We start from the raw sequence: 25,944 nt of genomic DNA, 5'->3' as shown, positions 1-25,944 counted from the left end.
GCCATGGGCATCTTCAAACGCAAGGAAGAGGGCGCTGACCCGTTGCTGGGTAAGCCGGCAAGCTATGGCATCCATCGCTATCTGCAGGGCTCGGCGAACCTTTTCGAGGAGAACCGACTGCTCAAGGTCGCGATCGCCGGCATGTTCGGTGTTACCGCGGTCCTGGGCGTGGTGATCTACACGACGAACCAGAATACCCGCACCATCATCGTGCCGTTCGGTGCCACAGGCGATCTTCATGTCTCCGGGAACAAGCCGTCCGAGGCCTATATCGTCTCGATGACGCGCAACGTCGTCGCACTGTCGGGAACATGGTCGGCCTATTCGGCGGACCGGCAGTTCCAGGAGCTGCTCGGCCTCGTCCACCCGTCCGCTTATAGCGCCATGCGCGAAAGCCTGAACGTCATACTCGACGAACTGGCGAACAACCCCACGCTGTCGATCGCCACCTATATCCGGGGCGATCAGCCGGTGCGGTGGACCGCTCATGAAATCGTCGTGCCTATCGAGAAGGTGCGCGTCATCGGCGGCGTGATCCGCAAATTCCGCGGGATATTGCGCATCGGCTACGGCATCGAGAATGGCCGTTTCTGGCTGACGCGCCTTTCAGAGGAGCAGTTCGATGCCGAAACTCGCTGACCGCGAGATGCCGATGCGCCGCGCCCTGACGCTTTCCCTGCTGCTTGCGGCGGTGCCCGCAACGGCGCAGACGATCCATGCGCTTCCTGATCAGACCAGCCATATTCGCCTGTCCAACCGCGACATCAATCATGTCGTGTGCGAGGGCGGCGAGATCGAGGACATCAAATTCTCCGCCGAGAAGGGCCTTGCCGTGGAAAAGGGCGGCCCTGACGCCTGGATCAAGTTCCTCGCCCGTGAGATCGACGATGCCGGTCAGGTGACGCGCACTTATGTGACGCAGCCTTCGGAATTCTTCGTGCACTGCAACGGGGCCACCTATCCGCTCTATGCCGAACCTGCAGAGATTCCCGCGCAGACGGTGGTGCTGATGCCCGGCGCGCGTCAGCGCGCGCAGGCGAACAATGAATTGATGGCGGCGCTGGCCGACGAGGATCGCGCCGTCTCGATCACCCTGTCCCTGCTCGATGATCGCATCCCTGCTTCTTTCAGCGAGGTCGCGCCGTCCGGCGGCACGGTCGGCATTCCGGCCGCGCCGGGCGTGTCGATCACAGAGCGGCGGCGTATAGCGATCGAAGGCGCCGGGCTGTCGGCTTCCGAATTTCATCTGCAAGCGGCCGCACCGGTCACGCTCGATGAACGGCTACTGGTCGATCCGATACTTGGGGAGCGCATTTTCTCGGTCACCCTGGATCGGGTTCGCCTCGCCACAGGTGAAACGGCCCGACTTGTCGTCGTGCGCCGGGGAGCCGGGCAATGAACGGCGAAATGAACAAAGACCCGGCAGAGGGGCCGGAAAGCTTGTCGCCCTACCAGGCGCATCTTGCCGCGCAGAATGCGCGGGACGGAGATACGGCCATGCGCCGTTCTGCAACGGCCTTGCCTGACTGGAAGGCGCTGTGGGGCAGGATGTCGGCGAAGCAGAAATTGCGCGCGCGCCGGCTCCTGGTCGGCGTGGCGGTCGGTGCGCTGGGGATCGGTCTTTATGTCGCTTCGGGCGGCGAGGAGGAGGTCAAGCTCGCCAATCCGGCATCCTCGCTGAACATGGGTGCCGGGCTGCGCGGCGACAGTCTCGAGGTGAAGCTGCGGGGCGACCTGAAGAAGGTCCTCGATGGCCAGCAGCTCCTGGGCGACAGGGTCAGCGCGATCGAGGAAGGCAAGGTCGTTCCAGGGTCTCGCGCCGGGGACAGCAAGACACCGGGAGGTATCGACGGGGATCTGCCTCCTGCCCTGCCGGACAGCGTACCCGCTCTTCCCTATCCGCCGGAAACCGGCGACGTCAGCGCGGATGCCGACAAGCTGCCGGTGCCGCCCACCGGGCCGGTTGCGCCGCCTGCTCCGCCCGCCCCGCCGGTGGAAAAGACAGTCGGTGCGATCGGGACAGCGACCGGTCAGGTGATGGCCCAGGGCGCGATGGATGCTTCAGCCTCGTCCAAAAAAAAGAATCGGACGATCTATTTACCGCCTGGTTTCATGAAGGCGCGACTGCTGACCGGGATCGACGCCCTGGCGAGCCGGGACGCGACCAGTAATCCCGAACCCATCATCGCCCGGGTGCAGGCGCCCGCCGTCCTGCCCAATGAGGTGAAGGCCAATCTTGCGGGCTGCTTCGTCGTTGGAAACGCGACAGGAAGCCTCGCGAAAGAACGGGTCGAGGTGCAACTCGTCTCCTTGTCCTGTGTCGACTTCGACGAACATTCCATCGTCGATCAGCCGGTCAAGGGCTTCTTCGTCGATACCGATGGCAAGAAGGGCCTGTCCGGCAAGGTGGTGACGCGGGCTGGGGCAACGCTGGCCCGCGCCTTCATCGCGGGCACTATCAGCGGCATCTCGCAATCGGTTGAAAGCACTTTCGGCAATACCTCGACCTCGGCACTGGGCACCGTGCGCACCCTCGACGCTGGCGATGCCGCCAAGACCGGGATTGCCGGTGGCCTATCGAAATCCTCGGACAAGCTCACCGATTTCTATCTCGATCTCGCCCGTCAGGCAGGCCCCATCGTCGAGGTGGGCGCCGCCAAGGATGTGGTCGTGGTGATCCAGGAGGGCGCCACTCTCGAGATCAAACCTGGCGCAGGAGGGAAATTCTGATGCGCGTCCCAACAGGAGGCAATATGAAAAGTCACATTCCCGTCATGACGCGAGCTTGCCGCGCGTCTCTGCTCGCGCTCCCCCTCGTTGCGCTTTCGGCCTGCGCGACGGTCGGCTCTATGATGTCGCCCTATAGCGAGAAATTCTCCTGCAAGAATAGCGACCATGGCCAGTGCATCCATCCTGACCAGGCCTATGCAGACGCGGTTGCGGGCCGTGCCTCCAAATCCGATCCCGCCGTCACCAACGATCGCAAGCTGCTTGCCCTGGATGCGAAGGGGCGAGCGCGGGTGACGGGCAGGCGCGATAGCAGAGCCGGAGCGCCTCCAGCTCCTGCGACGGCATCGAGCCCGCGCAATGTCGGCACGCTGATCGAGGGACCTGGCTCACCGATGCTGCGCCCCTCGCGCACGATCCGTACATTGATCCTGCCCTATGCCGACATGCAGCGGCCAGACCGCCTCTACATGGCGCGGTATGTCTATTCGATCATGGATCGGCCGGCCTGGGTCGTGGGCGACTATCTGGTGGAACCTGGCGGGCGAACGCCCGCGCCGCCGGTGCTGCGCACGACACGCGAGCCCGCGCCAAACGCCATGGCCGCGCCGACCGGGGAAGCCACTCCGCTGGCCGTCGAGCCGGAGAACCGGCCATGACCGCGCGGCCCGTCCACAAAAATCTCAGCTACCAGCGCCTGCGCTCGGCCGTGACACGCGACGCCTATTCGGATTTCCTGCCGATGGTCGCGTGGGTGGAGGAGGAGGAAGCCTTCCTGTGCATCGACGATGGCTGGGGCCAGGCCTGGGAGCTTGTCCCGTCTGCCTATATGTTCGCCCATGTCCAGCAGGCACTTCTGGGTCTTCTCAACATTCATTTTCCCGAAGGCACGGTCCTTCAGCTCCTCACCTTCGCCGATCCGCTGATCGATCCGGCGCTCAACGCCTATCTCGACCTCAAGGTGCGACCGGACCCGCTGGTCCAGGCCTCGGCCCGGCGCACAGCCGATTATCTGCGCAGCGGAACCAGGGGGCTCGATGCGCTGCACGCGATCCCGGTACGCGATTTCCGGCTATTTCTCTCTATCAAGACGCGGAGCAGTCTCGGCGCTGACCTGCGCCGGCAAGTCGAGGAGCAACTGGCGAAGATGGGTATCCGGCGCCTGCCGCCGGACGAACTGGTCAGCTTCTATCGGCGGATTTTCAACGGTGTATTCGCGCCGGCCCCAGGGGTGTTCCTCAGCGAAAGCATCGGTGGCATGCCCGCGCCTTCGATTGCGCGGCAGATTATCGAGGCCGGCCCAGACCTCTGCTTCGAGGGCCCGGAGGTATTCCTCGGCAATCAGGTGGCGCGCTGTCTCACACCCAAAGCGCCTGCACGCCGGATCACCGCCGAGCGCGCCAATCGCCTCCTGGGCGGCATGCGCGGGAGCGCGGAAGACAGCGATCAGATCGGCGGGCCGTTCCTCTACTGCCTCTCGGTCCTCTTCGATCATTCGCAGTTCGAGATCCACAAGCGGGCACAGATCCTCTCGGCGCAAAAGGCGGCCGGCAGCTTCGCGGTCGAGGTCGGCAAGCAGATCGAGGAGATCGGCTGGATTCTCGATGAAGCGTCGAACAGCCGGTTCGTTTCGGTGATCCCGACGATGTGGGTGTTCGGCCGCGATAGCGCGCAAGCGCGGGAAATGGCGGCGCGCGCCAAGCGGCTGTGGGAATCAGAACCCCTGCCCTTCATGGTGCAGGAGGAAAGCTATCTGCTGCCCGTGCTGCTGGCCGCCAGCCTGCCGTTCGGTCTTTATCCCGAAAAACGCACATTGAAGCTGCTGGAGAGGGATTTCCGCATGCCGGTCAAGGCCGCGACCTTGATGGCACCTGTACAAACCGATTTTCGCGGCGGCGGCCGCCCTGCCTTGCTCTATGTCGGACGAAAGGGGCAGCTCATCACGCTCGATCTCTTCGATCCGCGGATCAACAACTACAATTTCATCGTCTCGGCTGAGTCCGGCGCGGGCAAGAGCTTCCTGCTCAATAACCTGTGCCAGCAATATTATGCGCAAGGCGCGCTGATCCGCATCATCGATATCGGCGGTTCCTACCGCAAGCTCTGCACGCTCTGTTCCGGGCGCTATATCGACATCGGCGAGGAGCGCCTCGTCCTCAACCCCTTCGACATGGGGCTGGCGCTCGACGGCGAGGACAAGCAGTCGGCGGTCGCCATGGCGGTCGCGATCGTCGCGGAAATGGCCAATGCCTCGACCCGCAAGCCCGTCACCACGTCGGAATGGAATCTCCTCAAGTCCGCCGTGCAATGGACGGTCGACGGCGGGCGGGGCGTGGACGGCATCGATGCGGTTCGCGACTGGCTCGGCCGCTATCCCGATAATGCAGCCTCCGACCTCGACCGGGTCGACCATCTCGTGCCGGTCGCACGCGAACTGGCGTTCAACCTGCGCGATTTCGGATCGCAGGGCGCCTATGGCCATTTCTTCAACGGCCCCTCCACTTTCGACATCTCCCGCGATGAGTTCGTAGTGCTGGAGCTCGAACGATTGAAAGCCCTTCCCGACCTCTTCAATGTGATCGTGATGGTGGTGGTGAACGCCGTCACGCAGGATCTCTACCTCTCCGCGCGCGACAAACCCCGCTTCGTGCTGTGCGACGAGGCAGCGCAGTTCATGACCCGCAGCGACGGGCAGGACCTCTCGCGCCTCGCCGAGGCCTTCGGCCAGGGCTATCGCCGCGCGCGCAAATATCAGGGCAGTTTCGGCATCGTGCTGCAGAGCATGAACGATCTCATGCTCTTCGGCGGTACGGGTCAGGTGATCCTCGAAAATGCTGCCACCAAATTCCTGTTGCAGGGTTCCACCTACGACAAGGCGGTGGACAACAAGATCCTCGACTATTCGGGGTTCGTTCTCGATCTGCTGAAATCGGTCCGCAACGCCAAGCCCAATTACAGCGAGGTCTTCATCGACAGTCCGCTGGGCCTCGGCATCGCCCGCCTCGTGGTCGATCCCTTCAGCTACTGGATCAATACTTCTGCGCCCAATGAGGTCGCCGCCTTCGAAGCCTTGGTGCGGGCCGGCCGCAACCCCCTGGAGGCGGTGTGCGAACTGGCCGGTGTCGATCCGGTCGAGGTGCTGGGCTCTGCGAGCGTTCAGGATTGGAGGCCGGCATGACGCACAAGGCACTCCCCCATCCCGACCAGCTGGCGCTCGACTGGGAAAATGATCCGGCGATCGAGGCGTTGATCGAAGCGCGCGTTGCCAAACGCGCCGAAGCGGTCGCCTTCCAGTGGCGGCTGCGCCTGGTGGGCATTGAAACCTGCATGATGGGCAGCCTCGTCATCGCGGCAGGCCTCGCGCTCGACCAGCCGCCACTTCAGACCATTCGCACAGGGCTTATCGTCGCCGCTGCCTGCTTTGCGAGCGGGATGCTGCTCATCGGCCTGTCGGGCGCATGCGGGATGCTTCTCACGCGCTTGTCGCGGTGGAGGCGCAAATGACCGACAGGATCGAACCCTTCACCCCCAAAATGATCGATGACATCGGCGCGATCTGCCGTTGCAAGCGCTATCCTGGGGAGAGCCAGAATGATTTTCTGGGTCGCGCGATCCTCTCGCTTCACGAAACCCATGGCGAGTGCGCGCGCAGCCTTGAGACGGCTGACAAGCTGATAGCCGGTTTTCTGAAGGACTCTCGGCGCGTCCCCGTTCTGGGTTCCGTGATGCGGACCTGCTGCGCGGTCGTGCCGCTCATTCCGTTCATGTTTCTGCTCGGCCGTCCTGTCGTCATCTACGCTTTGTGGCTTGGCATCGTCTGCCTTGGGCCTGTCGTCGCAGAAGCCGGATTCAAGCTGTTCTGTCGTCTGCGCCCGGTTCGTTCCGAACTGGCGGAGGTCGAACCGGCATGAACGGCATCTTCTCATCCACACCCGCGCCGGGACCGATCCGCCTCATGGTAGGCAGCCAGGGCCTGTTGCTGATGCAGTCCTTCATCGCGTGGCAGCTGCCCGCCGTGCCGAACCTGTTCCGCATTCTCGTCGGGATCACGGCGATTATCGCGATGGCGGCCCTGATCAGTGCCGCGATCGGCGAGGATCGCGAGAGTTCTCAGCTTTATTGGAGACGGCGCCATGGTCGCTAGATCGCAGCATCGGCGTTTCTGTCGCTGCCTCCTCCTGTCCATGCTGGCTGCGATCGCGACGACGGTGAGCTCGCTGATGCCTTCGACGGGCAAAGCGGCAACCAGCAAGATCGGACGCGTCTGGCCCATCGCCGAGCCGGACGCCCTGAGCGAGATCGAGGGTCGGGCCGCTCAGGTCCCTGACATGAAGAGTGCCTTTGGGCCGCGCCAGAACTGGTCGGCCATGAAGGCGGCGACGCTCGGGATCGCCCATGTCGACCGGAACCGCACGGTGGTGCCCTTCTATACCCTCGATCAGGATATCCGGCTTGCCGACGGCAAGCTGCTCTACGCCAAGGGCTACAGCTTCAATCCCCTTGCCTATGTGTCGCTCCCGCAGCGGCTCATCGTGGTCCACCCCCGTGATCTTGCCTGGGCGCTGCGGACCGCCAGGCCGGCGGATTTCATTCTGCTGGCGGCTGGAACTCCCGGCGATGCCGATGCGATCACGCTCGGCGAACGTCATGGCCGGGCGCTGTTCCTGCTCGAAGAGCGCGTCAAGGTGCGGCTGGGACTGACGGTCGCACCGGTGTTCGTAGCGCAGGCCGGGCAGAAGCTGGTGCTGACCGAAGTCGATCGGAGCGAATCCAAGCGGAGAACCGCGCGATGAAACAGGTATCGCTCCGCAGACTGCTGGCGCTGGGCTGCACCTTTGCCGCCTTGGCGGTCGCGGCTCCCGCCCATGCCTCCAAATGCGAGGCCGGCACGGTGTTCAATCCGATCACCAAGGTGCGCTGGAACTGCATTTTCCCGATCACGATCGGCGGGGTGAAGGTCGGTCCGAGCGATCCGCTGGGCAAGGCGCTCGATGCCCAGTCCGCGTCCAAGCCGCTATGCGCCTGCCGCAAGGGCGTGACCTTCTGGTTTGGCGTCAAGGTCAGCTTCTGGTCGCCCAATCGGATGGTCGATGTCGTGACCGAACCGGGCTGCATGATGGCGCTCGGCGCCGACATCATGCCGACCGGCGGCAGGCTCCAGGGGAGCCAGAGCAGCATTTCCGACGGCACCAATACCGCCAAGATGTTCGCGCAGATGCACTATTATATCGCGCCGGTCTGGAAGATGCTCGACATGTTCACGGACCTGCCCTGCATCGAGGATGACGGCTTCGATGTGGCGCTGATCACCGAAGTGCTGCCCACCTGGCAATCGGCAACGCTGGGCGCGATCATTCAACCCGAGGCGATCCTGTTTGGCAATCCGGCCGCGGGCCTTGCCTGCATGGCCGACAGCGCCGCAGCGGCTGCGGGCAAGGTCGTCGATCCGCTCTTCTGGTGCATGGGATCCTGGGGAGCGACCTATCCGGTTGCGGGCGACATCCATTTCGGGGACAGCGTCGAAGCCTGGGCGGGGCTCGCCGCGCGCGGGGTCTTCATGATGGGTCGCCTCGGCGCACTCACCGTCAGTTCTGCCGATGGCTGCTCCTTCATTCCTCAACCGGTCTGGACCAAGAGCCGCTACAAGTTCCAGCTCATGGAGCCGGTCAAGGGTGGCAGTTGCGTCAATGTCGGGCGACCAGGCGCGCTCTGGACCAGCGCAAAGCACGCGCCGGGCAAGGACAATGCCCAGTTCATGCTGTTCGAGAAGACGATCTGCTGCGCCGGGGTCTCCACGCCATGAGCAACCCGTCTCGCCAAACCCGCGCCAGATCGTCTGGGATCAGCCGATCGCCTGTCCGTCACCTCAAGGAGCCAGACGTCTCTTGCGCGGCTAGACCGGCGCCGCATAGCCCCCGCGGCGCCGGCCGGGCGGTCGGCGTGGCCACCACAACCAACGATGATGCGGCACCCCCCTCCCCGCCGCATGTCGTCGTGGCCACGCTGACCGTTTTTGAAGGACAGGCAGTGTTTCGAGCAGAACTGCCCCGCCCGGTTCCAGCCATCCTGTTGTTCCGGCTGCGGCGCGGATCCCGCCGGATCATACCGAGCGATATCCGGCCATGAGGGAGAGCGCCCTGCTGCTGATGGCGGCGTTCAGCTTGCCATTGCCGCTTCATGCCCAGACCGCGGAGGAACGCGCCCGTGCCGCGGCGCAAGCCGCCAGGGCAAAGAGCGCGGACAGCGATGCGCTGCTCGGCAATTATGTGCAGCCGGGCCTTGGCGGAGAGGCGATCACCACGGTGGATTCCTCGCAGGCGTTCACGCCTAAACTTGCCTGCCAGAAAAGCGCCACGTTACTCGAACTGCTCGCGCAGCCCAATGCCTCCGGCGATATCGGGACGCTGAGCATTTCGCGGGACCGCGATCTCGACGGCAGCTTCGATGAGGCGATGACGGTACCTGTTCCCGTCTCGGGTATCTGCGCCAACGGGATCATCTCCTGTACGCCGGGTACCTGGAACGCCTGCCGCTTCTTCCGCTGGGATGTTGCGGGGGCGGGATCGCTCAAGCTTCGCGAGGTCGAACTGACCGATCTTGCCGGCTGTTACTGCGTCAACAACAGCTGCGGCAGCAATCTGGTCTGGGGCAATATGGCCTCGGTGCTCAAGGATCTGGGCGGCGGCATGGTCGGCGCGCTCACCACGGCCGATCCACGGATCGGCATCGCGCAGGCCTCCGTCGATGGCCCGGTGATCCGCTATACGGGCGCACAGACCACATCCTGCACATCGCAGCCGCAGATCGGCGCAGCGGCGTACAAGGCCAATCCCGGCGCCGTCGCCGGCGACGCCTATGCCGCAGCGCAGACGAGCAGCATATTCCAGGCTCTTTCCGCGTCTTCGACCGGAACCGGCACATCGCAGCTGCGCCGAAGCTGCGCCATCACCCGGCAGATAGCGCAGGAAGAGATGATTGCGGAGAAGATCATCGATCGCGTGTCTGGCGGCTACGCAAGCTATGCCACGAGTTCCGACAGCCGCACCTTCGTCATGGGCTCTCCTACCGACAACAGCCTTTCTGGCGGATCCTGCACCCTCATCGATTTTCATATGACGCTGAGGGTCAAGGACACCGAAAGGCTGCAGCAGGTGCTTCTGACCCGCTTTGGCGGTGACGACTGGGCGCAGATACGAGTCGATGGAGAACTGATCGGCTCGGGTCCGGAAGGCTGGACCGGAACCGGACTGCCGCCGGGCAAATGCGAGAAGAAGGGCGCGTTCTATTTCTATCCCAATCTCGATCTCACGTCGAAGATGACCCTGGGTGATCACGCTATCTGGCTTCGCGTTGCGGTGGCCGATGGCGGAGAGGCCTACGCTTCGATCGAGGCGAAAGTCGACGTCGGCTGCAAGACCAGCGAGCAGCTTGTCGACACCTGTTCGGGCTATGCCGCAAATGATGCCTGCCGCCTCGACGATGAAGAGGTCGATGGCGTCGTCACCTACCGCAACGGCATCAAGACGGGACTTACCCCCCTGCCCCAGACCCGGTTGATCGGCACTGGCACCTGCACGACCTCGATCAGCCGCGCCTTCTTTGAACGCCGGCGCAATTATGCCTGCACGATCGACCAGGGCACCGTCCCACAGCCCGATCTATCGCGCGGCGCCTATATCATCGACCATTCGACAGAGACGCTGCTCGCCGATCGGGTGAGGAATGCCGATGGCGGCTATGGCCTTACCACTCGCAATTTCGCCCTTCCTGTGGCCGGCAGCGTCAATGCCTGCGAGCCCATCTGCAAGACCCGCAAGCCGCAAGCCAATAGCGCCGCGGCTCCGGACGGCGTGACCGGTTCGAAACAGACGAACCCGATCGGCTGGGACACTTTCTATCACGCCTGCCAGGACAGTAATGTCTGCCCCGCCGGCGAGGGCGAGGACCTGGTGCAGGGTTGCGGCTGCATTGATGATTTTCCCGAAGCGGTGGTGATGATGCAGACCGTGCGCCTCGGCGGCGCGGACATGGTCTGCACGAGTGCGGTGCGATGATGCAGCTACGCCCCCATCTCTTAATGTTCCTGCTTGTCGCGGCGAGCCTGGCGCTGTTCCCGGCGACTGCCATGGCCCAGCAATTATGCGCGGTTGATTTGAACGGCAATGGCGATGCGGCCGACGACGGCGAAACGGCGAGCTGTCACCTGACCGGTTCAGGCGGATGGATGTGTCCGATCGGCGAAACGCGCTGCGAGGCGGATCCGGCCGGGACGATGCACTGCCCACTCGGCGATCAATATGCCTGCGCCGTACCGGCAAGCGGCGGCGCGCCAAGCTGCTCGGCCAATGCCTGCATCGACACCAGCGCCAATCCCGTCGTCGAGGATCCGCCGGTCGATGATCCGGGTGTGGAGGCGGATGGGGGCGTCGATGCCGAGGGCAATTGCCTTGGCACGATCGAGATCTTTTCCGGACGCGCCGCGCGCTGCCGGCCAGCGGGTCTCAGCACCAGCTTTCAGAATTGCTGCAAGGACAAGGGTAGAATCGTGAAGGACGGCATGGGCGGTTCGATCTCGTCGATTACGACCAAGATCGCGGTCGCCAAGGGCGTTTTCACCGGCATGAAGGCCGCGTATACCGCCTTCAAGGCCGGTGCGACGGCGAGCCAGGCCGCCAGTGCGGGCGCCAACGCAATCATCGTCGGCATCGATCCGACATCGATCGCGATCAGCCTGGCCGTCAATTTCATGATCGAGGTGCTGCTCCAGGGCTGCGACCAACAGGACATGGAAGTGGGCATGCTGCGCGGCTCGGGCATGTGCCATGAGGTGGGCAGCTATTGCTCCTCGAAGATCCTGGGCATCTGCGTGCAGAAGGCCCGGGGCCACTGCTGCTTCAACACCAAGCTTGGCCGTATCATCCAGGAACAGGGTCGGCCTCAACTCAAAGCCTTCAGTGCAATTGGCTGGGGCACACCCAAGGAACCCTATTGCCGGGGATTTACGCCAGAAGAATTCCAGGCGCTCGACTTCAGCAACATGGACCTCTCCGAATATTATGCGGAAATCGAGGCACGCGCCCAATCTGAAATCCAGATCGATATGAAGGACAAGATCGATGCCCATATGCAGACGATCAGCAACTAGCCGCGCCCTGCTTTTGGCGGCTCTCACGCTCGACCCCGCATCGGTGCGTGCAAGTGAACCGCAGGCCGTGGCCGATCAGCCGACAAGCGAAAATGCGCGTACTCGCATCCAGGATTACGGTGAGGCGGCTATGGAGCGCGTGAAGCGGGCTGCCGCCAAGGCCAAGGCTTCAACGAAAGCTTCGCCCGTTCTGCCCTCAAAAGCCGACGCTGGCGCGGAGCGACGCGCCTTCGAGGGTATCAACAGGCGCAAGCAGGACCCCGCCATGGCGAAACGGGTGGAGGCCGATATCGCGACAGCGCGCGAAGCACTGGCCGTCGAGCGCGAGAAGGCCAGCCATCGTATCGCCCAGGCTTTGGGCCTTCAACAACCCGAAGAGGCAGCGCTGGCAGGGGTCGTGACCACGGGCGGCACGAGACGCTGGGTTCCGGTGCTGTTCGTGTCGTCCTCCATGCCGGTCGAAACGCTGCGCACCTATGCAGGGCAGCTCGAACGTGTCGGGGGTGTCATGGCCTTCCGGGGCATGCCGGGCGGAATGCGGCAGGTCGCGCCGATGGCCAAATTGTCGGCCGCCATTTTGCGCCGCGATCCCGGCTGCGAAGGCCCGGCCTGCGCGATGCGCGACGTGCAGCTCATCGTCGATCCGCTGGTGTTCCGGCAGCATGGCGTCACCCAGGTGCCCGCGCTGGCAATGGTCCCCGGCGATCCGACCCTGCCCTATTGTGAACGCAACGAGGCCAGCCCACGTGCCGCGCATATGGTCCTGGGCGATGCCGCGCTTTCCGGATTGCTCGAGGAATATGGCCGCTTGGGCGGCAAAGAGGAGGTGCGAGATGCTCTTGCTCAGTTGGCGGGCCGGTAACCGGCTCTGGTACGAACTCAAGGATTTGCCGCTCCGGGCAGCCGTGGCGCTGGGCGCAAGCGGCCTGGGGCAGCCGGCGCGGCCTGCACAGCTTCTCAAAGCCTATGGGATCGTGCTACCGATCGGTCTCTTCGCCTGGTGGGTGATGCCGCAGATCACCCTGGTCATGACGCCATCGATCGACGCCTGGGTGGTGCACCGTTCCCCTGGCGTTGTTGAGCGCGGCGATCTCGTATCATTCACGCTTTCCGACCCGGTGGCGGGCCCGGCCCCCGTCTCCGTCACCAAATATGCACTGTGCCTGCCCGGAGACCAGATCGTCATGGTCGAAAGGCCCGCCAGCCTGGGCGGGGGCCGGAATGGCTGGTATTATTGCAATGGCCAGTTGATGGGCATCAGCAAATCCGCCGCACGCAGCGGCAAGGCGCTTGACCATTGGCAGCCGGAAAGCGCGCGTATTCCCGGAGGGATGATCTTCGTCGGCTCGCGTCATCCTGACGGGTATGACAGCCGCTATTATGGCCCGGTGGCGATCGAGCGGCTCTCTCGCATGGAGAAACTGCTATGAAGCGCTTGTTCTCCATGGGTGCGGTCCTGCTCATGTCCGCCGGTCCCGCATGCGCCCAAGCGACATCTGCGCCCGCAACCGATCATGCGGCACGGGGTTATTGGTGGTACGAGACGCCCAAATCCGGCCCTGCCGAAGAAGCGCAAGATGACGCCGTTCCAAAGCCCCTCATCCCGCCGATGGTCGAGTTGGCCAAATGGTCGCCGCCCAGGATCGCGAAGCTCATCGTGGAGCAGCGCGACTATGCCGCAACCGTCCTCACGATCGACGCGGTCGCCGATTTCTGGCGCCTGCAGGACTTCGCCCGGCGTAAGGCCCGTGCCTTTGCCGGCGTCACCCAGCTGGCCATGCTCACCCATCCGCAGCTCAATGCCAGAGCGGCCAATCCGATGGTCGGCGAAGCGCGCGATGTGCTGGGCGCGCAGAAGGATCAGATCCGCCGCCAGTATCTGCGGGCGCACGCCGGAGAGTTCGCGCTCGTCATGTTTGCCCGCGAGACCTGCGGCTATTGCAAGGTGCAATGGCCGATCGTCCAGCGGTTCCAGGATGACATGGGCTGGCAGGTAAGCCTGATGGACCTTGATCGCCGGCCTGAGATGGGACAGCGTTTCGGGGTCGAAGTGACGCCGACCACCATGGTCATCCGCCGGGGCAGTCCCCAGCGCATGGTGATAGCCGCGGGCGTCGAGACTTATCCCAATCTCGCGCAGATGGCCTATCAGGCCGTACGGCTGCTGAGCGGCGATATCCGGCCAGAGCAATGGCTGACCGGCGCTGGCGAGGAAGACGGGTTTTTCGATGCGCTGGCCAATGGCCCTGTCTCCTCGACCGATCCGCGCGTGATCGGCGGCGATCTCATCGATGCACGGGAGCCCAGGCCATGAGGCGCCTGGTCCGCATGCTGGTCTCCGGCCTCCTCCTGCTCGCGCCATCGGCATCGCTGCCGGCCACCGCCCACGCGCAGCAGAAAGATCGGGACGCCGCGCGGCAGGCCGCCATTCATCCGGTGTCGACAGCTGCGGACATGCGACTTTGGCTTTCGCGCGTGCCAGTGACGCGAAACTTTCCGCCCGATTTCGAACCCATGCTGCGCGGTCAGGTATCGCTCTATGTGATCGAAATGAGCACCGCGCCAGGTTGCCTGCCGTGCGGCGATCTATGGTCAAAGCTTCTGGCATTCCGTGGTCGCTACGGCTGGCAAGTCCGAACACTTGGGACGGAGGAAGCGGCGCTGCGCTCGGGGCGTCTCGGCCTTCCGTGGGTCGGTAACCCCGTCGCCTGGGTGCGGCCGCTGGTCGATCCGGGTCGCATGGTACCGGTCGCAATCGGTACCGATCACGGCGCCAATATCGCGCGCAACACCTGGCTGGCCGCCCGGATGCTGTCCGGAACCCGGGCGGCCGTCGGCGTGCGCGCCATGTCGAAATTTACCGGAATTGTCGGCGTGAGGGCGCCGGTCTCTTCCAAGCGGAAACTACGCTGATCGTGCCGGGGCTGTGTCGTCAACTTTTCCCATCAGGAAGCCTGTCATGGTCCGTCATGTACGCCGTCCCTTTCTTGCTCTCTGCCTGATTGCAGCGTCCTGCGGCCAGGCGGTGCCTGCTCATGCCCAAAGCTGGGCCGAGAGCTGGTTCGATAATGTCACCTACACCTCACCGGGCAGCTTCGAGGATCAGACCCGCGGCTATGTGACCGCGGGCGGAATGTCGGGCCGTGTCGACGTGCATGACGACTATCTCATGAGCCTGACGTTGCCCAAGGTGAAGGCGGGCTGTGGCGGCATCGACATGTTCTTAGGGGGAATGTCGTTCCTCGACCCCGACTATCTCGTCCAGAAGCTGGAGACGATCCTGCAGGCCGCGCCGGCCGTCGCCTTCCAGTATCTTCTGGAAACGCTAGACGAGAAGATGGGAAATATAATTTCAAAAATGGAGGCAGCGACCAATTATCTCAATTCCATCCAGGTAAATGACTGCCGTCTCGCCAATCGCATGGTGCAAATCGCCAAAGGCGACGACAACATGTCGGGGATCGTCGAGGAGATGACCGGCTACAAGTCGATCCGCGAGGGCTATACCAATAGCTGGCAGCAGAGCCGCGAGAAGATCCAGGCCAACAAGGGCAACCCGACCGAGGATCTCAAGGACGCACTCGCCAATTGCCCGGCCGAGGTCACGGACATCTTCAAGACCGGCTCGCTGCTAGCGCATGCCGCCGCGCGGGTGGGTGCATCCGACTGGGCGGGCGTGATGCGGGCCCGCGTCGGCGATGTCTATATGCGCTGGGACGCCAACGACAAGGTGCCGATCTTTTCGGCTATTCCTGCATGTCCGCGCCAGGATACCGAAAGCGCCGATGACTTCCTGACGGGACGTGTTCCGACCCGCGCGCTCAACATCCCTGCGACTGGAGCGGATTGTTCGGTGAACGGTGCGGGGCGCGGCGCGCTCATTTTGGCGCGCGAGAGGATGGAGGCGATCTCCGTCAAGATCCGGACGCGCGCTGCGCTCACCATTGAAGAAAAGCAGTTCGTCGCCAATGTGCGGACCCTGCCGGTCTACCGCCTGCTGGAATGGGGCGTGCGGCAGGGCCTCATCGACAGCGTGATCGCCGATACCGACGAACTTGTCGCCCTCACCCTCGCTTATCAGATGCTCAATGACCTCACCCGCTCGATCGACTTCGCACTGCAGAATGCCGAGCGCGGCGCAACCACCGCGGGCGCCGCCGATGCCGAGAATAGCAACATCTGCCAGACCCGCATTCTGACCAAGGGCATTGAGCAGTTGCGGGAGTTGCGCGACGAGGTCTTGCGCCAGCGTGCGCAGATGCGCCAGTCCTACATGGCCGCGATGAGCCAGGCGAACCTGTCGGCTAACTATGCCGGTGTTGTGCGCCAGCGCGACCGCGATGCCCGCGACGCCGCGGGCGCCAACGCCAATCGCAACCGGTGAGGCAAGCCATGCGTCATCTTATCCGCCTGGCATGCGTCCTTCTGGGATGTCTGGGCGCCACACCCGCGCTGGCCATCGATGCCAGTTACCACACATGGGACGGGTTTTCCGAAACCGTCGACGCGTTCCACCTCGTAGCGATGATCTTCGGCGATCCGCGCTACGAGACGCTGGTCGTCATCATCGCGGTGGTCGGCATCGCATTTGGCGCTGTCATCGCCAGCATCAAGGGCTCGGGCATGGGCCTTGTCGCCTTCGGCTTCCAAATGCTGGTCGGTATCGGCCTGTTCGCCGGCATGATCGCCACGACCGGCACGGTCCACATCTATGACAGGGTGCGCAACGCCTATCAGCCGGTTGGCGATGTCCCCAACCTCATCGTGCTGGTCGCTGGCGTCACCAATTTGATGGAGCGGGCACTTGCCGAAACCATCGACGACAACACGACCGATCCCAATGCCAAGCTGGAGTTCGGCGCGGGTGGACATGCATTCGACCTGTTCCTGAACGCGGTTAGCCCACGCAGCCCGATCGTGGACACGTTCCTCGACGCGAGCGTGAAGGATTATGTGCGCCAATGCTATCCGGTTGCGCGAGTCTCGCCGGCCTATGGGGTCGACGACGATCAGCTTTTCCGGACGTCGACCGACCTTCCCGCCTCGTTCGCGGCGATGGCCGGCCCCGCCACCTTCTCGACCGTGTTCACGGCGAGCGACAAGGCCGGGACGACGATGAGCTGCGATGCGGCCTGGGGCTACATTGCCGATCGTCTCTCGGACGCCACATTGTTCGACGCATATAGCGATCAGGTCTGCGCCCGCACCGGCTTCGATGTCACCCAGGCCACCCAGCGCGATCGCTGCCGCCAGCAGATCGATGCGCTGGGCGACATGATGCTGGGCCAGTCGATGAGCCGGCAGAAGTTCTTGACCAACATCCTGCTCGGCCAGACCGTGGGCGACGTCCTGTTCGAGGATTCGCCGGCCGCGACCGCGCGCGTGATGGCGAACCGGGCCATCGAATCCAATGGCCTTGCCACGCTCTCGACTGCCAATGAATGGATGCCGACCATCCGCGCCTCAGTGTTCGCGATCATGCTCATGATGATGCCGATCGCGCTGCTGTTCATCCTGACCCCGATCAACCTGCGGGTCGCCAGCTTCGCGCTGGGGCTGTTCGTGTTCGTCGCCCTATGGGGCGTGATCGATGCCGGCATATACCAGTTGACCCTCGGCCGGGCGATGGACGTGCTCGCCGAACTGCGCGCGACCAGCGTCGCCGCCGACAGTTGGATCCTGGCACCGTCGGCAGCGATGAAGGCGCTCGCCATCTTTGGGTCGTTCCGCACCGCCGCGGCGGGGTTGGCCGGGGCGTTCGTGTTCACCGTATTCCGCTTCTCGGGCAATATGTTCACGGCCTTCACCTCGGGCATGCTGGGTGTCCAGGGCCAGGGGAGCATGGCGGCCGCGACGGTAGGAACCAGCGAGGGCTATGCCTCGGCGCTGGAAGCGCAGGCATCGGCTAGTGGCACCACGGCGCGGCGATCGACGTCATCCGGGTTCGGCGACTTTGGTGAACGCAGCAGCTTTGGTCTGGACCGAAGTTTCGCTTCGGCCGGATCGGTGCTTGGCGAACATGGTGGTGGGGCAGCGGGAACGGCGGCCTTTGGCCTGGGTCGTACAGACGCCGCGCGGGAGCTGGGAGGCCTCTCCCCTGCCCTCGTCGGGCGGGATCTGAGCGATCCCGCGACTTCCCGCGCGATCCGCAGCAACGCCGCGACGTCTGCCATTCACAATTTTGCCCAGGGCGACGCGCTGCGCAAGCTGGGCACCAGCTACTTCGGGGAAGGCCAGACCGGCGAGCGCGCCTTTGCTGCCTTCGCGCAGAACATGGTGCAGTGGAAGGCGTTCGGTGACCAGCGCGCCTATGAGATGATGCAGTCGGGCGCGCAGCGGCATTTCGAGCGCAGCGGCTATGATGCAAAGGACGCCGCACTCAAGGCCTCAACTGTGATCGGCCAGGCAAGCGCCGATCCAACCTTCGCCAAGCTGACCGCCAACGCCTTCGATCAGGAAAAGATGCTGCGTAATGACCTGACTGCCGCGCAGACCCAGGTCGGCGCGATGGAAGGCCGGCGCGACTATGCCGGTGACAGGGTTACTGCCATCGAGCGGGGCAATGTCGCAACCGAGCAGGCGCACCGCACCGGCGGCAATCAGGGGCAACGGCAGGCCGCGGCCATGCTTGGCCTTTCGGTCACCGAAACCAGCCGCCGCGTCGGGTTCATCAATGCTTTGTCGGGCGAAGCGCGTTCGACCGCGATCACCCAGCTCTCGCGTTCGACCGGGCGCAATGAAGCGCAGGTGCTGCGGGCGCTGGAAAGTTACAATGCCGCTGTCCAGGTCGGTACCGCCGACGGAGCGAGCGCGGAAGCCGCGCGCGAGGGCACGAGTGTCTACGGCCGCACGCGTGAAGCGGCGGGTTACGACTTTGCCGAGCGGTCTGGGAAGCTCGACGCCCAGCGCGAGATTGGTCCGGATGGGGTTCGCGGCAATGCACAAATCGGCGAGCAACGGCGGCAGGCGGACAATGCAGGCTTTGCCGAGGGCGCAGCCGCCGCCGGTGTATCTGTCCGGGAGGCCGCACGCCTCGATTCCTTCATCCGCGCGTTGGCGGGCACTGCCGGAAACCAGGTCGATATGGCGGAAGGCGGCGCAGAAGGCGTCGCCGATCGGGCGCGCAATGAGCGATTGACAGGAATAGTCGACAAGGAGCGGCTAACCCGCACCCAAGCGTTGTTGCGCGCGCATGGGATCGAGATGTCGAAGCGCCAGATTGCAATGGACCAGAATGGGGACATCGGCCTAAACCTGACTCCGGAGCTCGCGGCGCAGATGTGGCGGGGCGGGCTCATCAACGAGAGCCAGCTCGGCGCCATCGCCAATGGCGGGCATGCCCGGTTTAGCTTCGCGCACAATGATCTGCTCGTCTCCAGCAGCACTGGGTTCAGCCAGTCTGCGCGAAACGACACGAGTACGCGGTTCGAAGCCGGCAAACAGGCGGGCCCGGACACGATCGAGCATTTTCTGGGCAGCGGGGCGCAAGGCCAGACCGCCATGGCTAACTGGTTGCGCGGCGGGTTCGAGATGGATCGGCAGGGCAACTGGCGGTTGAAACCGCAGGTCGCCGATACGCTGGAGCGCGATGTCACTGCGATCATGGTGCAAACCGGGTGGCAAAGATCGCTTTCTCGAAATGCAGAACATCAGACGGGCGATACTCAGGGCGTTTCTGGCGACCTTACTGCTACCGCATCACGGGGGATTAGTTCAGGTGGGAAAGAGGGCGAAGAAAAAGGTGGCGCCAAAGGTAGTGCCGTCGGTTCGCTAACGGGCAAGTTGAGTGCGGACATAACGGATCGCGGAATCGCTTCAGTTTCGGCTCGCTCGTCGATCGACATCGTGAATTACGATGTTCGGGAGGCAATTGCCTCCGCAGAGAAAACGGCTGCCCGCTCCGGTCGCCCGGAGGAGACTTTTGCGAAACACTTGAGTGAGCAAGTGCTTGGCAATGACGGCTTGCGCAACCGCTATCTGAGGCAGGCGGATGCGGGCCGTGGCACAGTCGATGTAACGGGTCCGATCACATCGATGGAGCAGTCTTCGATCCTTAGTTCCGGACGACTGCTGTTCGATCGGGATAACGGAATGGCCGATGGCGATCCCAGCTTCAAGGAGCGGCGGGATCCATGATTTTAGTCCTGAATAACGCCGATATGTCGGAGATGTATGTCACCCGACCGAGCATCGGATGGATCTGTATAGGGATCAATCAATGGCCGTCGCGACGGGGACTGTCAGGATTTCCGTGTGTGGGCGGGCATAATGGGTAACAAGGAGTCCCACCATGTCTCGACGCAAAGAACCCGTTATTCCCAATGCGCTTCTCGACCAGCTTTTGGCCGGATGCGCTGCCAGTGCCGCATTTGAACAAGGTGGCTTGCTGGATTCGCTGAAGAAGGCGCTCACGGAGCGCGTGTTAAATGCGGAGATGGATCACCATCTTGCGACAGGCGAAGGTGCCGGTAACACGCGCAACGGCTATGGCCGAAAGACCGTAATGACCGAGACCGGCAAGCTGGAGATTGATGTCCCGCGGGACCGCCAGTCCAGCTTCGACCCGCAGCTGATAGCCAAGTATCAGCGCCGCTTTCCGGGCTTCGATGAGAAGATTGTATCGATGTATGCGCGGGGCATGAGCACCCGGGAGATTACCGGGCATCTGCAGGATCTGTACGGGATCGATGTGTCGCCCGATCTCATCAGCACGGTGACGGACGCGGTGCTCGATGAAGTCGCCGTCTGGCAGCAACGCCCGCTCGATGCGATCTATCCGCTGGTCTTTTTCGATGCGATCCGGGTAAAAATCCGAGACGAAGGCATGGTCCGCAATAAAGCGATCCATATCGCCCTTGGCGTCCGCGCCGATGGCGCCAAGGAAGTGCTCGGGCTGTGGCTTGAGCAAAATGAGGGTGCCAAGTTCTGGCTGCGGGTCATGAACGAGCTGCGCAACCGTGGCACAGAGGATATTCTACTTGCTGTCGTCGATGGCCTCAAAGGCTTTCCAGATGCGATCACAGCCGTGTTTCCCGAGGCCGTCGTTCAAACATGCATCGTCCATTTACTGCGCAATTCCATGGACTTCGTATCCTGGAAGGACCGCAAAGGCCTGGCAACGGCGCTCAAGGAGATTTACCGCGCCACTGATGCCGACGCTGCCGAGAAGGCGCTGACGGCGTTCGAGGCCGGCCCCTGGGGCCAGCGTTACCCGGCGATTGGCCAGAGCTGGCGTCGCGCCTGGGCTGAGGTCATTCCGTTCTTCGCGTTCCCTGACGACGTCCGCAGGATCATATATACGACAAACGCCATTGAGGCTTTGAACTCGAAGCTGCGTAGGGCTGTCAGAGCAAGGGGGCATTTCCCCAGTGACGATGCCGCAACCAAGCTGCTCTATCTGATCTTGAACAGGTCGGAGAAAGAGTGGAAGATGCCGCCTCGTGAATGGACGATGGCAAAGGCACAATTCGCCGTCATCTTCGGCGAACGTTTCATCAGAGCCATGGCGGCCTGATGATCAACCGCCCGCCCACACACGGAAATCCTGACAGTCCCTCGCGACGGCGGTCCTGGCGTTATCACCCATTCGCCGCATGCGACCTTGGCTTTGAGGAAGCTATATCCCAGAACCGCTACTACCGTGATCGGATTGAAGACAAAGATCAGCAGCACCATGACATTGACAAGGTAGATGTTCAGCCGGTCGTAGGGGATGGTGATCATAAGCTCGAGGCATATCCAGTAAAGCAGCGTCAGAGCCCAGGTCAGTTTTGCATACCATGGACGCCAGAACCAGTCCGCAGCGCGCGGCGACGGCGGGGCCGCCTGCTTTGTCGTTTCGATGTGATCAACATCCTGCATTCGCAGAGCCCTTCCAGAGAAGAGAATAGCACAGCTTCGCTGGGCATGAAATCGGCCGACAATCAGTATGGTGGCCCGCCTTTACGGGGGAATCCATCCAGATCCCCTCCCCTTCGTTCTTTCCACCCTCACCCCGCCCCGATTTGCAGTCTGGGCTTGAAATGCGGGCGGGTTCAGCGACGGAACGCGAGCCCCGATGAGTAAGAAGCGGCGATCTTCGGATATGCTACCCCAGCTCTCGCCAAGAGCGGACGCAGCTATTCTGCGTCTTGCCAGGCTTCTGGGTCGCCAGATTGCGCGCGAACTCGATGAGGAGCAGAAGGAACGCGAAAAGCGCGCCCAGAAGCCGTCTGAAGCTTCAGACTGATTGTCTGAACACGGCGAACGGGATTGCAAGCACCTCCTTCCGATATGACTGGTGCGGCCATGCGAGCCAGGCCCAGCGTGCTCGTGAGTGTATGGATTGCACGACTTTGCGGTCAGCACGGCCTATGAAACGCTCGGCATATCAGATTTTTGGACGAGGTCGCGGGATAGGTGATGACAGGAGATGCGGGTGGGAGTCTGGCAGGAATATGCCCGCTCCGCCTATAAAAGAGCCTCACTCCTCCATAGCCGAATGAGCTACGTCTCCCAGTTTCCCATCAGATAAGCGGAGTATCCGATCCGCCGAGGCAATCGTCTGTCGGCGGTGCGCGACCACTATTCGCGTCACCCCCAGCGCCGATATCGCCGCATTGACCAGGCGCTCTTTATCTTCGTCCAGGTGTGACGTCCCTTCATCGACTACGAGAAGGCGAGGCTGTCTGTAGAGGGCGCGCGCCAGTATCAGGCGTTGCTTCTGCCCGCCTGAAATCGCAGCGCCCATGTCGCCGACCAACGTTTCATAGCCCATGGGCATGGCTGCGATATCGTCATGCAATGCCGCAGCTCTGGCGGACGCGATAACCCGGTCCATGTCCGATAACTTATCAAAAAGCGCAATATTCTCGGCGATCGATCCGGCGAATATTCCCTCATTCTGCAGGACGGCGCCGACTTGCGCCCGATAGCTTTTCAAACCGAACGCTTCGAGCCGGATACCATCGACAAACACGGCGCCTTCCGATGGTTCGATGAGACCGAGAATGATCTTGATGAGCGTACTCTTGCCCTCACCGGACGGCCCGGTGATTGCTACATGCTCTCCGGGCTCGATCACGAGGTCGACCCCGGACAGCACATAGGGATCCGTAGGCGCATATCGGAAAGCCACGCCGCGCAGTTCAACCCGGCCCGACAATGTCCTGGCCGATATCGCCTCACGACCGAATGCCTTGTCCTCGTCAGTGAGCATGATGTCGGCAAGGCGATCCACATGCAGCCTAAGCATCCTGAAGGCGATGATCTGGTCCAGCAGGGACGATGTCCGGCGCAGGAACTGGGTCTTGTAAGCCATATAGGCAAAGACCATGCCCAGGCTGAAATCGGCAGACAGCGCGAGCCCGATCGCAAGATAGATGGATATGACCGACTCAAGGGCATTCAGCGATGTACCGACGGAATCCTGCCACACATTCACCCGGGCGACGGACAGATTCGCCGCGACGGAATCGGCGAGCCGGCGCTGCCAATATTGCAGCCGATCGTCCTCTCCGCCCAGAACGCGCAAGGTCGTTATCCCCCTGAGCGTCTCCATCATTACCGATTGTTCCCGGCCAGCCATCGCGATGGCCGTCTCTTGGGCACGTTGCTTTGGGGCAAGAAATGCCATCTTCCCGATCAAAATCATCACCAGAAAACCGATGGCCACCATCGACAATTGCAAGCTGTACGTGAGCATCACCGCCAGGCTGAGCGCGCCAAGGCACCCGTCGATGAACGCGCCGATACTGTTTTCCGTGAGGAATTGCCTGATCGGGACGGTCGACTGGAGTCGCGACATCACATCGCCGATGTGCCGCCGCTCATACCAATCAATGGGCAATCGCAAGAGCTTGCGCGCGACATTGACGTAGAGCGTGTGGCCGACCGCGGCATTGGCGAAGGCGATCACCAGGGATCGTAGAAGCGAGGTCAGCGCATTGGTGGCAGTCAACAGGGCAAAGCCGATCGCCAGTACAGTCATCAAATTCAGGCCGCGCGACGGCAGCACGACATCGACCGCAAATCGCAAGTAAAATGGGGAGATCAAGGTATACAGTTCGAGTAATATGCTGAGGGTTAGTATTTGGAACAGCGAGCGGCGCATTCCCGAAGCGCCCTGGAGCAATTTGATGGGATCGAGGCGCGGTCGCGGCTGCGCCTGATCGAATTGCCTGACCTGCCGCAATTCTAGAGCTATGCCGGTAAAATGCTCGGACACCGCCTCCAGGGGGAGCCAGTCGGATATTCCCTCGGGATCATGAATGAGAACCTTGTCGGCCCGGATGCGCTCGACGACGACAAAGTGGTTCATGTTCCAATGCAGAATGGCCGGCAGGTGGATATGCGCAAGACCTTCCAGCGGGATGCTGATGGGTCTTGCGGAAAAGCCGATCGCCTCAGCCATGTGCATCAGAAATTCCAGCGTGCTTCCACGGCTGGAAGCGCGAAAGCATCGACGCATTTCGGGAAGGCTGATGGGGTTGCCGTGGTAATTGGCAATCATCGCCAGCGCAGCGAGGGCGCATTCGCCCGATTCCGTTTGGCGCACCATCTCGACGCGCGAGGAACGCCGGCCCGCGATAGGGCAAGTGAACATCACGGATTGCGCGGCAATCGGTCTGGCGCCGGAGCGGCACGATCTGCTGGCTTGTCCAAGCGCCGGCCGGCGACGGCTTCAAACGAGACATCGAACTGAACCAGAATGATCGCGTAGAGGCCGACCAGTTCGGCTGACAGGACGGCGCCCAGCAGGACAATCCACGTCCAGGGCATCGCGGGAATCTTGATTGCACTATCCCGTGCCCGGCGCGCGCGGAACATTTCGGATCGGAACAAGGACGATGAGCCGCTGCCCTGTACGCCAGCCTCGGGAAGGGGCGGCGGTGGCGCGGAAGCGAGCGGGCACATGTTCAGCGCGCTTCGGACACGTAATGCGATCCCACCAGATCATCCATCCTGGATATCCGGGAGGTTCGGTCGTGGTCGCGGTAGCGGGAATCCGCCTGTTTGCGGGCCAGCGCGCCAGCAGAGGATAGCAAATCCTTCAGCGTGAAAGTCACGTCCTTGTCGCTCCAGTCCTGCAGGGTCCCGTGAATGAGAAAATGGCAGAAGGCGTGGGCTATCTTGTCCCCGGGCGCACAGTCCTCGACGAACAGGAATTGCCCGGCTTCGTTCACTTCCAAAAAGACATGATCGCCAGCGGGCGTGACAATGAAGTCGAATGCGCCATAGGATATGTCCAGCGCCCGCATCAGATCCTGACAACGGCTGAAGATTTCCGGCGGCAATCGATAATTGTCATTATTGTCTTTGAGAAGGCGCTTTCCGCGCCAGTCGACAACCGACAAAGGGTCGCTCTGGGAATCGATCTTTATACCAAATTGCCGACCGCCGAAGATGATCACCCGGGCTTCAAACGCCTTCTCGACATAGGGCTGGTAGATGGCCGGGTGCAGGGACAGCGCATCGGGCGGCAACGAAGCGACCGGCGGCATGATCGAGGTATAGGCAAAGGCCAGACTATCTTCGCCTTGCCACATCTGCGGAATGAGAGGTTTACAGATGATTCGACCGCCGTGCTCGTCTTGGAAGCGTCGGATTGCCTCAACGTCGTTGGACTGCAATGTTGCGGGTACCGGCAGGCCGACTTTGCGCGCCTGCCAGAGCTGCAGCACCTTGCTTTCCGCCGCCAGCTTTCCCCAATATCCGTTGACCATGACACCGGGCCGCTGGGCCGCAAGACGATCCAGAAAGGCAAAAAGCGACGCGCGATAGGCGGTCATTATGTTGGAGACATAGGCCTTGTCGCTTTCCTGAACGTCCAGCAACTTTACCGACGAGCCACCTATGCGCCGCAGCCAGACCCGATCATAAGGGATATCTTCATCAAGGAGCGCGGCGCCATCGACATAGAATGTCGCCTCATCGCCCAATGAAATCGTATGGGTTTCGTGAACAGGCATCATGCCGAAGCGGAAGATGCTCGGCGTTGCGCCCATCATCTCGAGGCCCGTCGCGATGAGATGGGCGTGCTCATCGTTGAGCTTGGTCACAATCAGAATGCGTTTGTCCATCGCTTGCACCTC

General features: G+C 62.6%; 22 protein-coding genes. 19 read left to right on the top strand and 3 right to left on the bottom strand.

All coding sequences use genetic code 11. From position 1 onward, the window contains the following. Positions 1-3: 3 nt before the first annotated feature. From CEQ44_RS00960 to CEQ44_RS00865, 19 genes are all read left to right on the top strand, one after another. Positions 4-639, top strand: coding sequence for a TraE/TraK family type IV conjugative transfer system protein (locus CEQ44_RS00960; RefSeq protein WP_088182659.1), 636 nt, complete (start codon positions 4-6; stop codon positions 637-639). Next, on the top strand, positions 623-1,399 hold the full coding sequence (locus tag CEQ44_RS00955) for a type-F conjugative transfer system secretin TraK (RefSeq protein WP_373438231.1): 777 nt from the start codon (positions 623-625) through the stop codon (positions 1,397-1,399). Before CEQ44_RS00960 ends, CEQ44_RS00955 begins: the two co-directional genes overlap by 17 nt. Further along, positions 1,396-2,730, top strand: coding sequence for a TraB/VirB10 family protein (locus CEQ44_RS00950; RefSeq protein ID WP_088182660.1), 1,335 nt, complete (start codon positions 1,396-1,398; stop codon positions 2,728-2,730). The genes CEQ44_RS00955 and CEQ44_RS00950 overlap by 4 nt, the downstream gene beginning before the upstream one ends. Before the next feature lie 23 nt (positions 2,731-2,753). Further along, a complete protein-coding gene (locus tag CEQ44_RS00945) occupies positions 2,754-3,386 on the top strand; it encodes a TraV family lipoprotein (RefSeq protein ID WP_254913964.1) in 633 nt (210 codons plus the stop codon). Next, complete coding sequence (locus tag CEQ44_RS00940) at positions 3,383-5,905, top strand: TraC family protein (protein WP_088182662.1); 2,523 nt, start codon at positions 3,383-3,385, stop codon at positions 5,903-5,905. Before CEQ44_RS00945 ends, CEQ44_RS00940 begins: the two co-directional genes overlap by 4 nt. Next, complete coding sequence (locus tag CEQ44_RS00935) at positions 5,902-6,231, top strand: hypothetical protein (RefSeq protein WP_088182663.1); 330 nt, start codon at positions 5,902-5,904, stop codon at positions 6,229-6,231. The genes CEQ44_RS00940 and CEQ44_RS00935 overlap by 4 nt, the downstream gene beginning before the upstream one ends. Continuing rightward, positions 6,228-6,638 (top strand): hypothetical protein, encoded by a 411-nt coding sequence (locus CEQ44_RS00930; protein WP_088182664.1) that lies wholly within the window; start codon positions 6,228-6,230, stop codon positions 6,636-6,638. The genes CEQ44_RS00935 and CEQ44_RS00930 overlap by 4 nt, the downstream gene beginning before the upstream one ends. Next, complete coding sequence (locus tag CEQ44_RS00925) at positions 6,635-6,871, top strand: hypothetical protein (protein ID WP_088182665.1); 237 nt, start codon at positions 6,635-6,637, stop codon at positions 6,869-6,871. The genes CEQ44_RS00930 and CEQ44_RS00925 overlap by 4 nt, the downstream gene beginning before the upstream one ends. A gap of 40 nt (positions 6,872-6,911) precedes the next feature. Beyond that, complete coding sequence (locus tag CEQ44_RS00920; RefSeq protein WP_088182666.1) at positions 6,912-7,520, top strand: conjugal transfer protein TraW; 609 nt, start codon at positions 6,912-6,914, stop codon at positions 7,518-7,520. Continuing rightward, positions 7,517-8,530: a TraU family protein gene (locus CEQ44_RS00915; protein WP_088182667.1), complete on the top strand. Its 1,014-nt coding sequence runs from the start codon at positions 7,517-7,519 to the stop codon at positions 8,528-8,530. Before CEQ44_RS00920 ends, CEQ44_RS00915 begins: the two co-directional genes overlap by 4 nt. A gap of 319 nt (positions 8,531-8,849) precedes the next feature. Continuing rightward, entirely contained in the window at positions 8,850-10,781 is a 1,932-nt protein-coding gene (locus tag CEQ44_RS00905) for a hypothetical protein (protein ID WP_088182669.1), read from the top strand. A gap of 23 nt (positions 10,782-10,804) precedes the next feature. Continuing rightward, positions 10,805-11,872 (top strand): conjugal transfer protein TraN, encoded by a 1,068-nt coding sequence (traN, locus tag CEQ44_RS00900; protein WP_254913968.1) that lies wholly within the window; start codon positions 10,805-10,807, stop codon positions 11,870-11,872. Beyond that, positions 11,844-12,734, top strand: coding sequence for a type-F conjugative transfer system pilin assembly protein TrbC (locus tag CEQ44_RS00895; RefSeq protein WP_088182671.1), 891 nt, complete (start codon positions 11,844-11,846; stop codon positions 12,732-12,734). Before traN ends, CEQ44_RS00895 begins: the two co-directional genes overlap by 29 nt. Beyond that, positions 12,706-13,302 (top strand): S26 family signal peptidase, encoded by a 597-nt coding sequence (locus CEQ44_RS00890; RefSeq protein WP_088182672.1) that lies wholly within the window; start codon positions 12,706-12,708, stop codon positions 13,300-13,302. Before CEQ44_RS00895 ends, CEQ44_RS00890 begins: the two co-directional genes overlap by 29 nt. Continuing rightward, on the top strand, positions 13,299-14,186 hold the full coding sequence (locus CEQ44_RS00885; protein WP_088182673.1) for a conjugal transfer protein TraF: 888 nt from the start codon (positions 13,299-13,301) through the stop codon (positions 14,184-14,186). The genes CEQ44_RS00890 and CEQ44_RS00885 overlap by 4 nt, the downstream gene beginning before the upstream one ends. Beyond that, complete coding sequence (locus CEQ44_RS00880; protein WP_088182674.1) at positions 14,183-14,785, top strand: hypothetical protein; 603 nt, start codon at positions 14,183-14,185, stop codon at positions 14,783-14,785. Before CEQ44_RS00885 ends, CEQ44_RS00880 begins: the two co-directional genes overlap by 4 nt. A 46-nt stretch (positions 14,786-14,831) precedes the next feature. Then, on the top strand, positions 14,832-16,256 hold the full coding sequence (locus CEQ44_RS00875) for a conjugal transfer protein TraH (protein WP_088182675.1): 1,425 nt from the start codon (positions 14,832-14,834) through the stop codon (positions 16,254-16,256). An 8-nt stretch (positions 16,257-16,264) separates the two neighbouring features. Further along, positions 16,265-20,008, top strand: a complete 3,744-nt coding sequence (locus CEQ44_RS00870) for a conjugal transfer protein TraG N-terminal domain-containing protein (RefSeq protein WP_088182676.1) — start codon at positions 16,265-16,267, stop codon at positions 20,006-20,008. A 154-nt stretch (positions 20,009-20,162) separates the two neighbouring features. Beyond that, a complete protein-coding gene (locus CEQ44_RS00865; RefSeq protein ID WP_088182677.1) occupies positions 20,163-21,386 on the top strand; it encodes an IS256 family transposase in 1,224 nt (407 codons plus the stop codon). Between the two features lie 948 nt (positions 21,387-22,334). On the opposite strand, the gene CEQ44_RS00855 is transcribed toward CEQ44_RS00865, so the two are convergent. The 3 genes from CEQ44_RS00855 to CEQ44_RS00845 all read right to left on the bottom strand — a co-directional run bounded on the left by CEQ44_RS00855 (position 22,335) and on the right by CEQ44_RS00845 (position 25,932). Next, positions 22,335-24,410, bottom strand: coding sequence for a peptidase domain-containing ABC transporter (locus CEQ44_RS00855; RefSeq protein ID WP_217894987.1), 2,076 nt, complete (start codon positions 24,408-24,410; stop codon positions 22,335-22,337). A 44-nt stretch (positions 24,411-24,454) separates the two neighbouring features. Further along, the gene (locus tag CEQ44_RS00850) at positions 24,455-24,679 is read right to left on the bottom strand and encodes a hypothetical protein (RefSeq protein WP_088182679.1); all 225 of its coding nucleotides are present in this window, start codon (positions 24,677-24,679) and stop codon (positions 24,455-24,457) included. Between the two features lie 89 nt (positions 24,680-24,768). Beyond that, positions 24,769-25,932 carry a hypothetical protein gene (locus CEQ44_RS00845; RefSeq protein WP_088182680.1) on the bottom strand — a complete coding sequence of 388 codons (1,164 nt, stop codon included), beginning with the start codon at positions 25,930-25,932 and terminating at the stop codon, positions 24,769-24,771. Positions 25,933-25,944 lie beyond the last annotated feature (12 nt).

The organism is Sphingobium sp. Z007 (assembly GCF_900013425.1).
Lineage (GTDB): Bacteria > Pseudomonadota > Alphaproteobacteria > Sphingomonadales > Sphingomonadaceae > Sphingobium.
This window is presented reverse-complemented; position numbering and strand designations above follow the sequence as displayed.

Bases quoted from the DNA above. Each gene is read 5' to 3' on its own strand.
- CEQ44_RS00960 (WP_088182659.1), top strand. From the start codon at position 4: ATGGGCATCTTCAAACGCAAGGAAGAGGGCGCTGACCCGTTGCTGGGT.
- CEQ44_RS00955 (WP_373438231.1), top strand. From the start codon at position 623: ATGCCGAAACTCGCTGACCGCGAGATGCCGATGCGCCGCGCCCTGACG.
- CEQ44_RS00950 (WP_088182660.1), top strand. From the start codon at position 1,396: ATGAACGGCGAAATGAACAAAGACCCGGCAGAGGGGCCGGAAAGCTTG.
- CEQ44_RS00945 (WP_254913964.1), top strand. From the start codon at position 2,754: ATGAAAAGTCACATTCCCGTCATGACGCGAGCTTGCCGCGCGTCTCTG.
- CEQ44_RS00940 (WP_088182662.1), top strand. From the start codon at position 3,383: ATGACCGCGCGGCCCGTCCACAAAAATCTCAGCTACCAGCGCCTGCGC.
- CEQ44_RS00935 (WP_088182663.1), top strand. From the start codon at position 5,902: ATGACGCACAAGGCACTCCCCCATCCCGACCAGCTGGCGCTCGACTGG.
- CEQ44_RS00930 (WP_088182664.1), top strand. From the start codon at position 6,228: ATGACCGACAGGATCGAACCCTTCACCCCCAAAATGATCGATGACATC.
- CEQ44_RS00925 (WP_088182665.1), top strand. From the start codon at position 6,635: ATGAACGGCATCTTCTCATCCACACCCGCGCCGGGACCGATCCGCCTC.
- CEQ44_RS00920 (WP_088182666.1), top strand. From the start codon at position 6,912: ATGCTGGCTGCGATCGCGACGACGGTGAGCTCGCTGATGCCTTCGACG.
- CEQ44_RS00915 (WP_088182667.1), top strand. From the start codon at position 7,517: ATGAAACAGGTATCGCTCCGCAGACTGCTGGCGCTGGGCTGCACCTTT.
- CEQ44_RS00905 (WP_088182669.1), top strand. From the start codon at position 8,850: ATGAGGGAGAGCGCCCTGCTGCTGATGGCGGCGTTCAGCTTGCCATTG.
- traN (WP_254913968.1), top strand. From the start codon at position 10,805: ATGTTCCTGCTTGTCGCGGCGAGCCTGGCGCTGTTCCCGGCGACTGCC.
- CEQ44_RS00895 (WP_088182671.1), top strand. From the start codon at position 11,844: ATGCCCATATGCAGACGATCAGCAACTAGCCGCGCCCTGCTTTTGGCG.
- CEQ44_RS00890 (WP_088182672.1), top strand. From the start codon at position 12,706: ATGCTCTTGCTCAGTTGGCGGGCCGGTAACCGGCTCTGGTACGAACTC.
- CEQ44_RS00885 (WP_088182673.1), top strand. From the start codon at position 13,299: ATGAAGCGCTTGTTCTCCATGGGTGCGGTCCTGCTCATGTCCGCCGGT.
- CEQ44_RS00880 (WP_088182674.1), top strand. From the start codon at position 14,183: ATGAGGCGCCTGGTCCGCATGCTGGTCTCCGGCCTCCTCCTGCTCGCG.
- CEQ44_RS00875 (WP_088182675.1), top strand. From the start codon at position 14,832: ATGGTCCGTCATGTACGCCGTCCCTTTCTTGCTCTCTGCCTGATTGCA.
- CEQ44_RS00870 (WP_088182676.1), top strand. From the start codon at position 16,265: ATGCGTCATCTTATCCGCCTGGCATGCGTCCTTCTGGGATGTCTGGGC.
- CEQ44_RS00865 (WP_088182677.1), top strand. From the start codon at position 20,163: ATGTCTCGACGCAAAGAACCCGTTATTCCCAATGCGCTTCTCGACCAG.
- CEQ44_RS00855 (WP_217894987.1), bottom strand. From the start codon at position 24,410: ATGGTGCGCCAAACGGAATCGGGCGAATGCGCCCTCGCTGCGCTGGCG.
- CEQ44_RS00850 (WP_088182679.1), bottom strand. From the start codon at position 24,679: ATGTTCCGCGCGCGCCGGGCACGGGATAGTGCAATCAAGATTCCCGCG.
- CEQ44_RS00845 (WP_088182680.1), bottom strand. From the start codon at position 25,932: ATGGACAAACGCATTCTGATTGTGACCAAGCTCAACGATGAGCACGCC.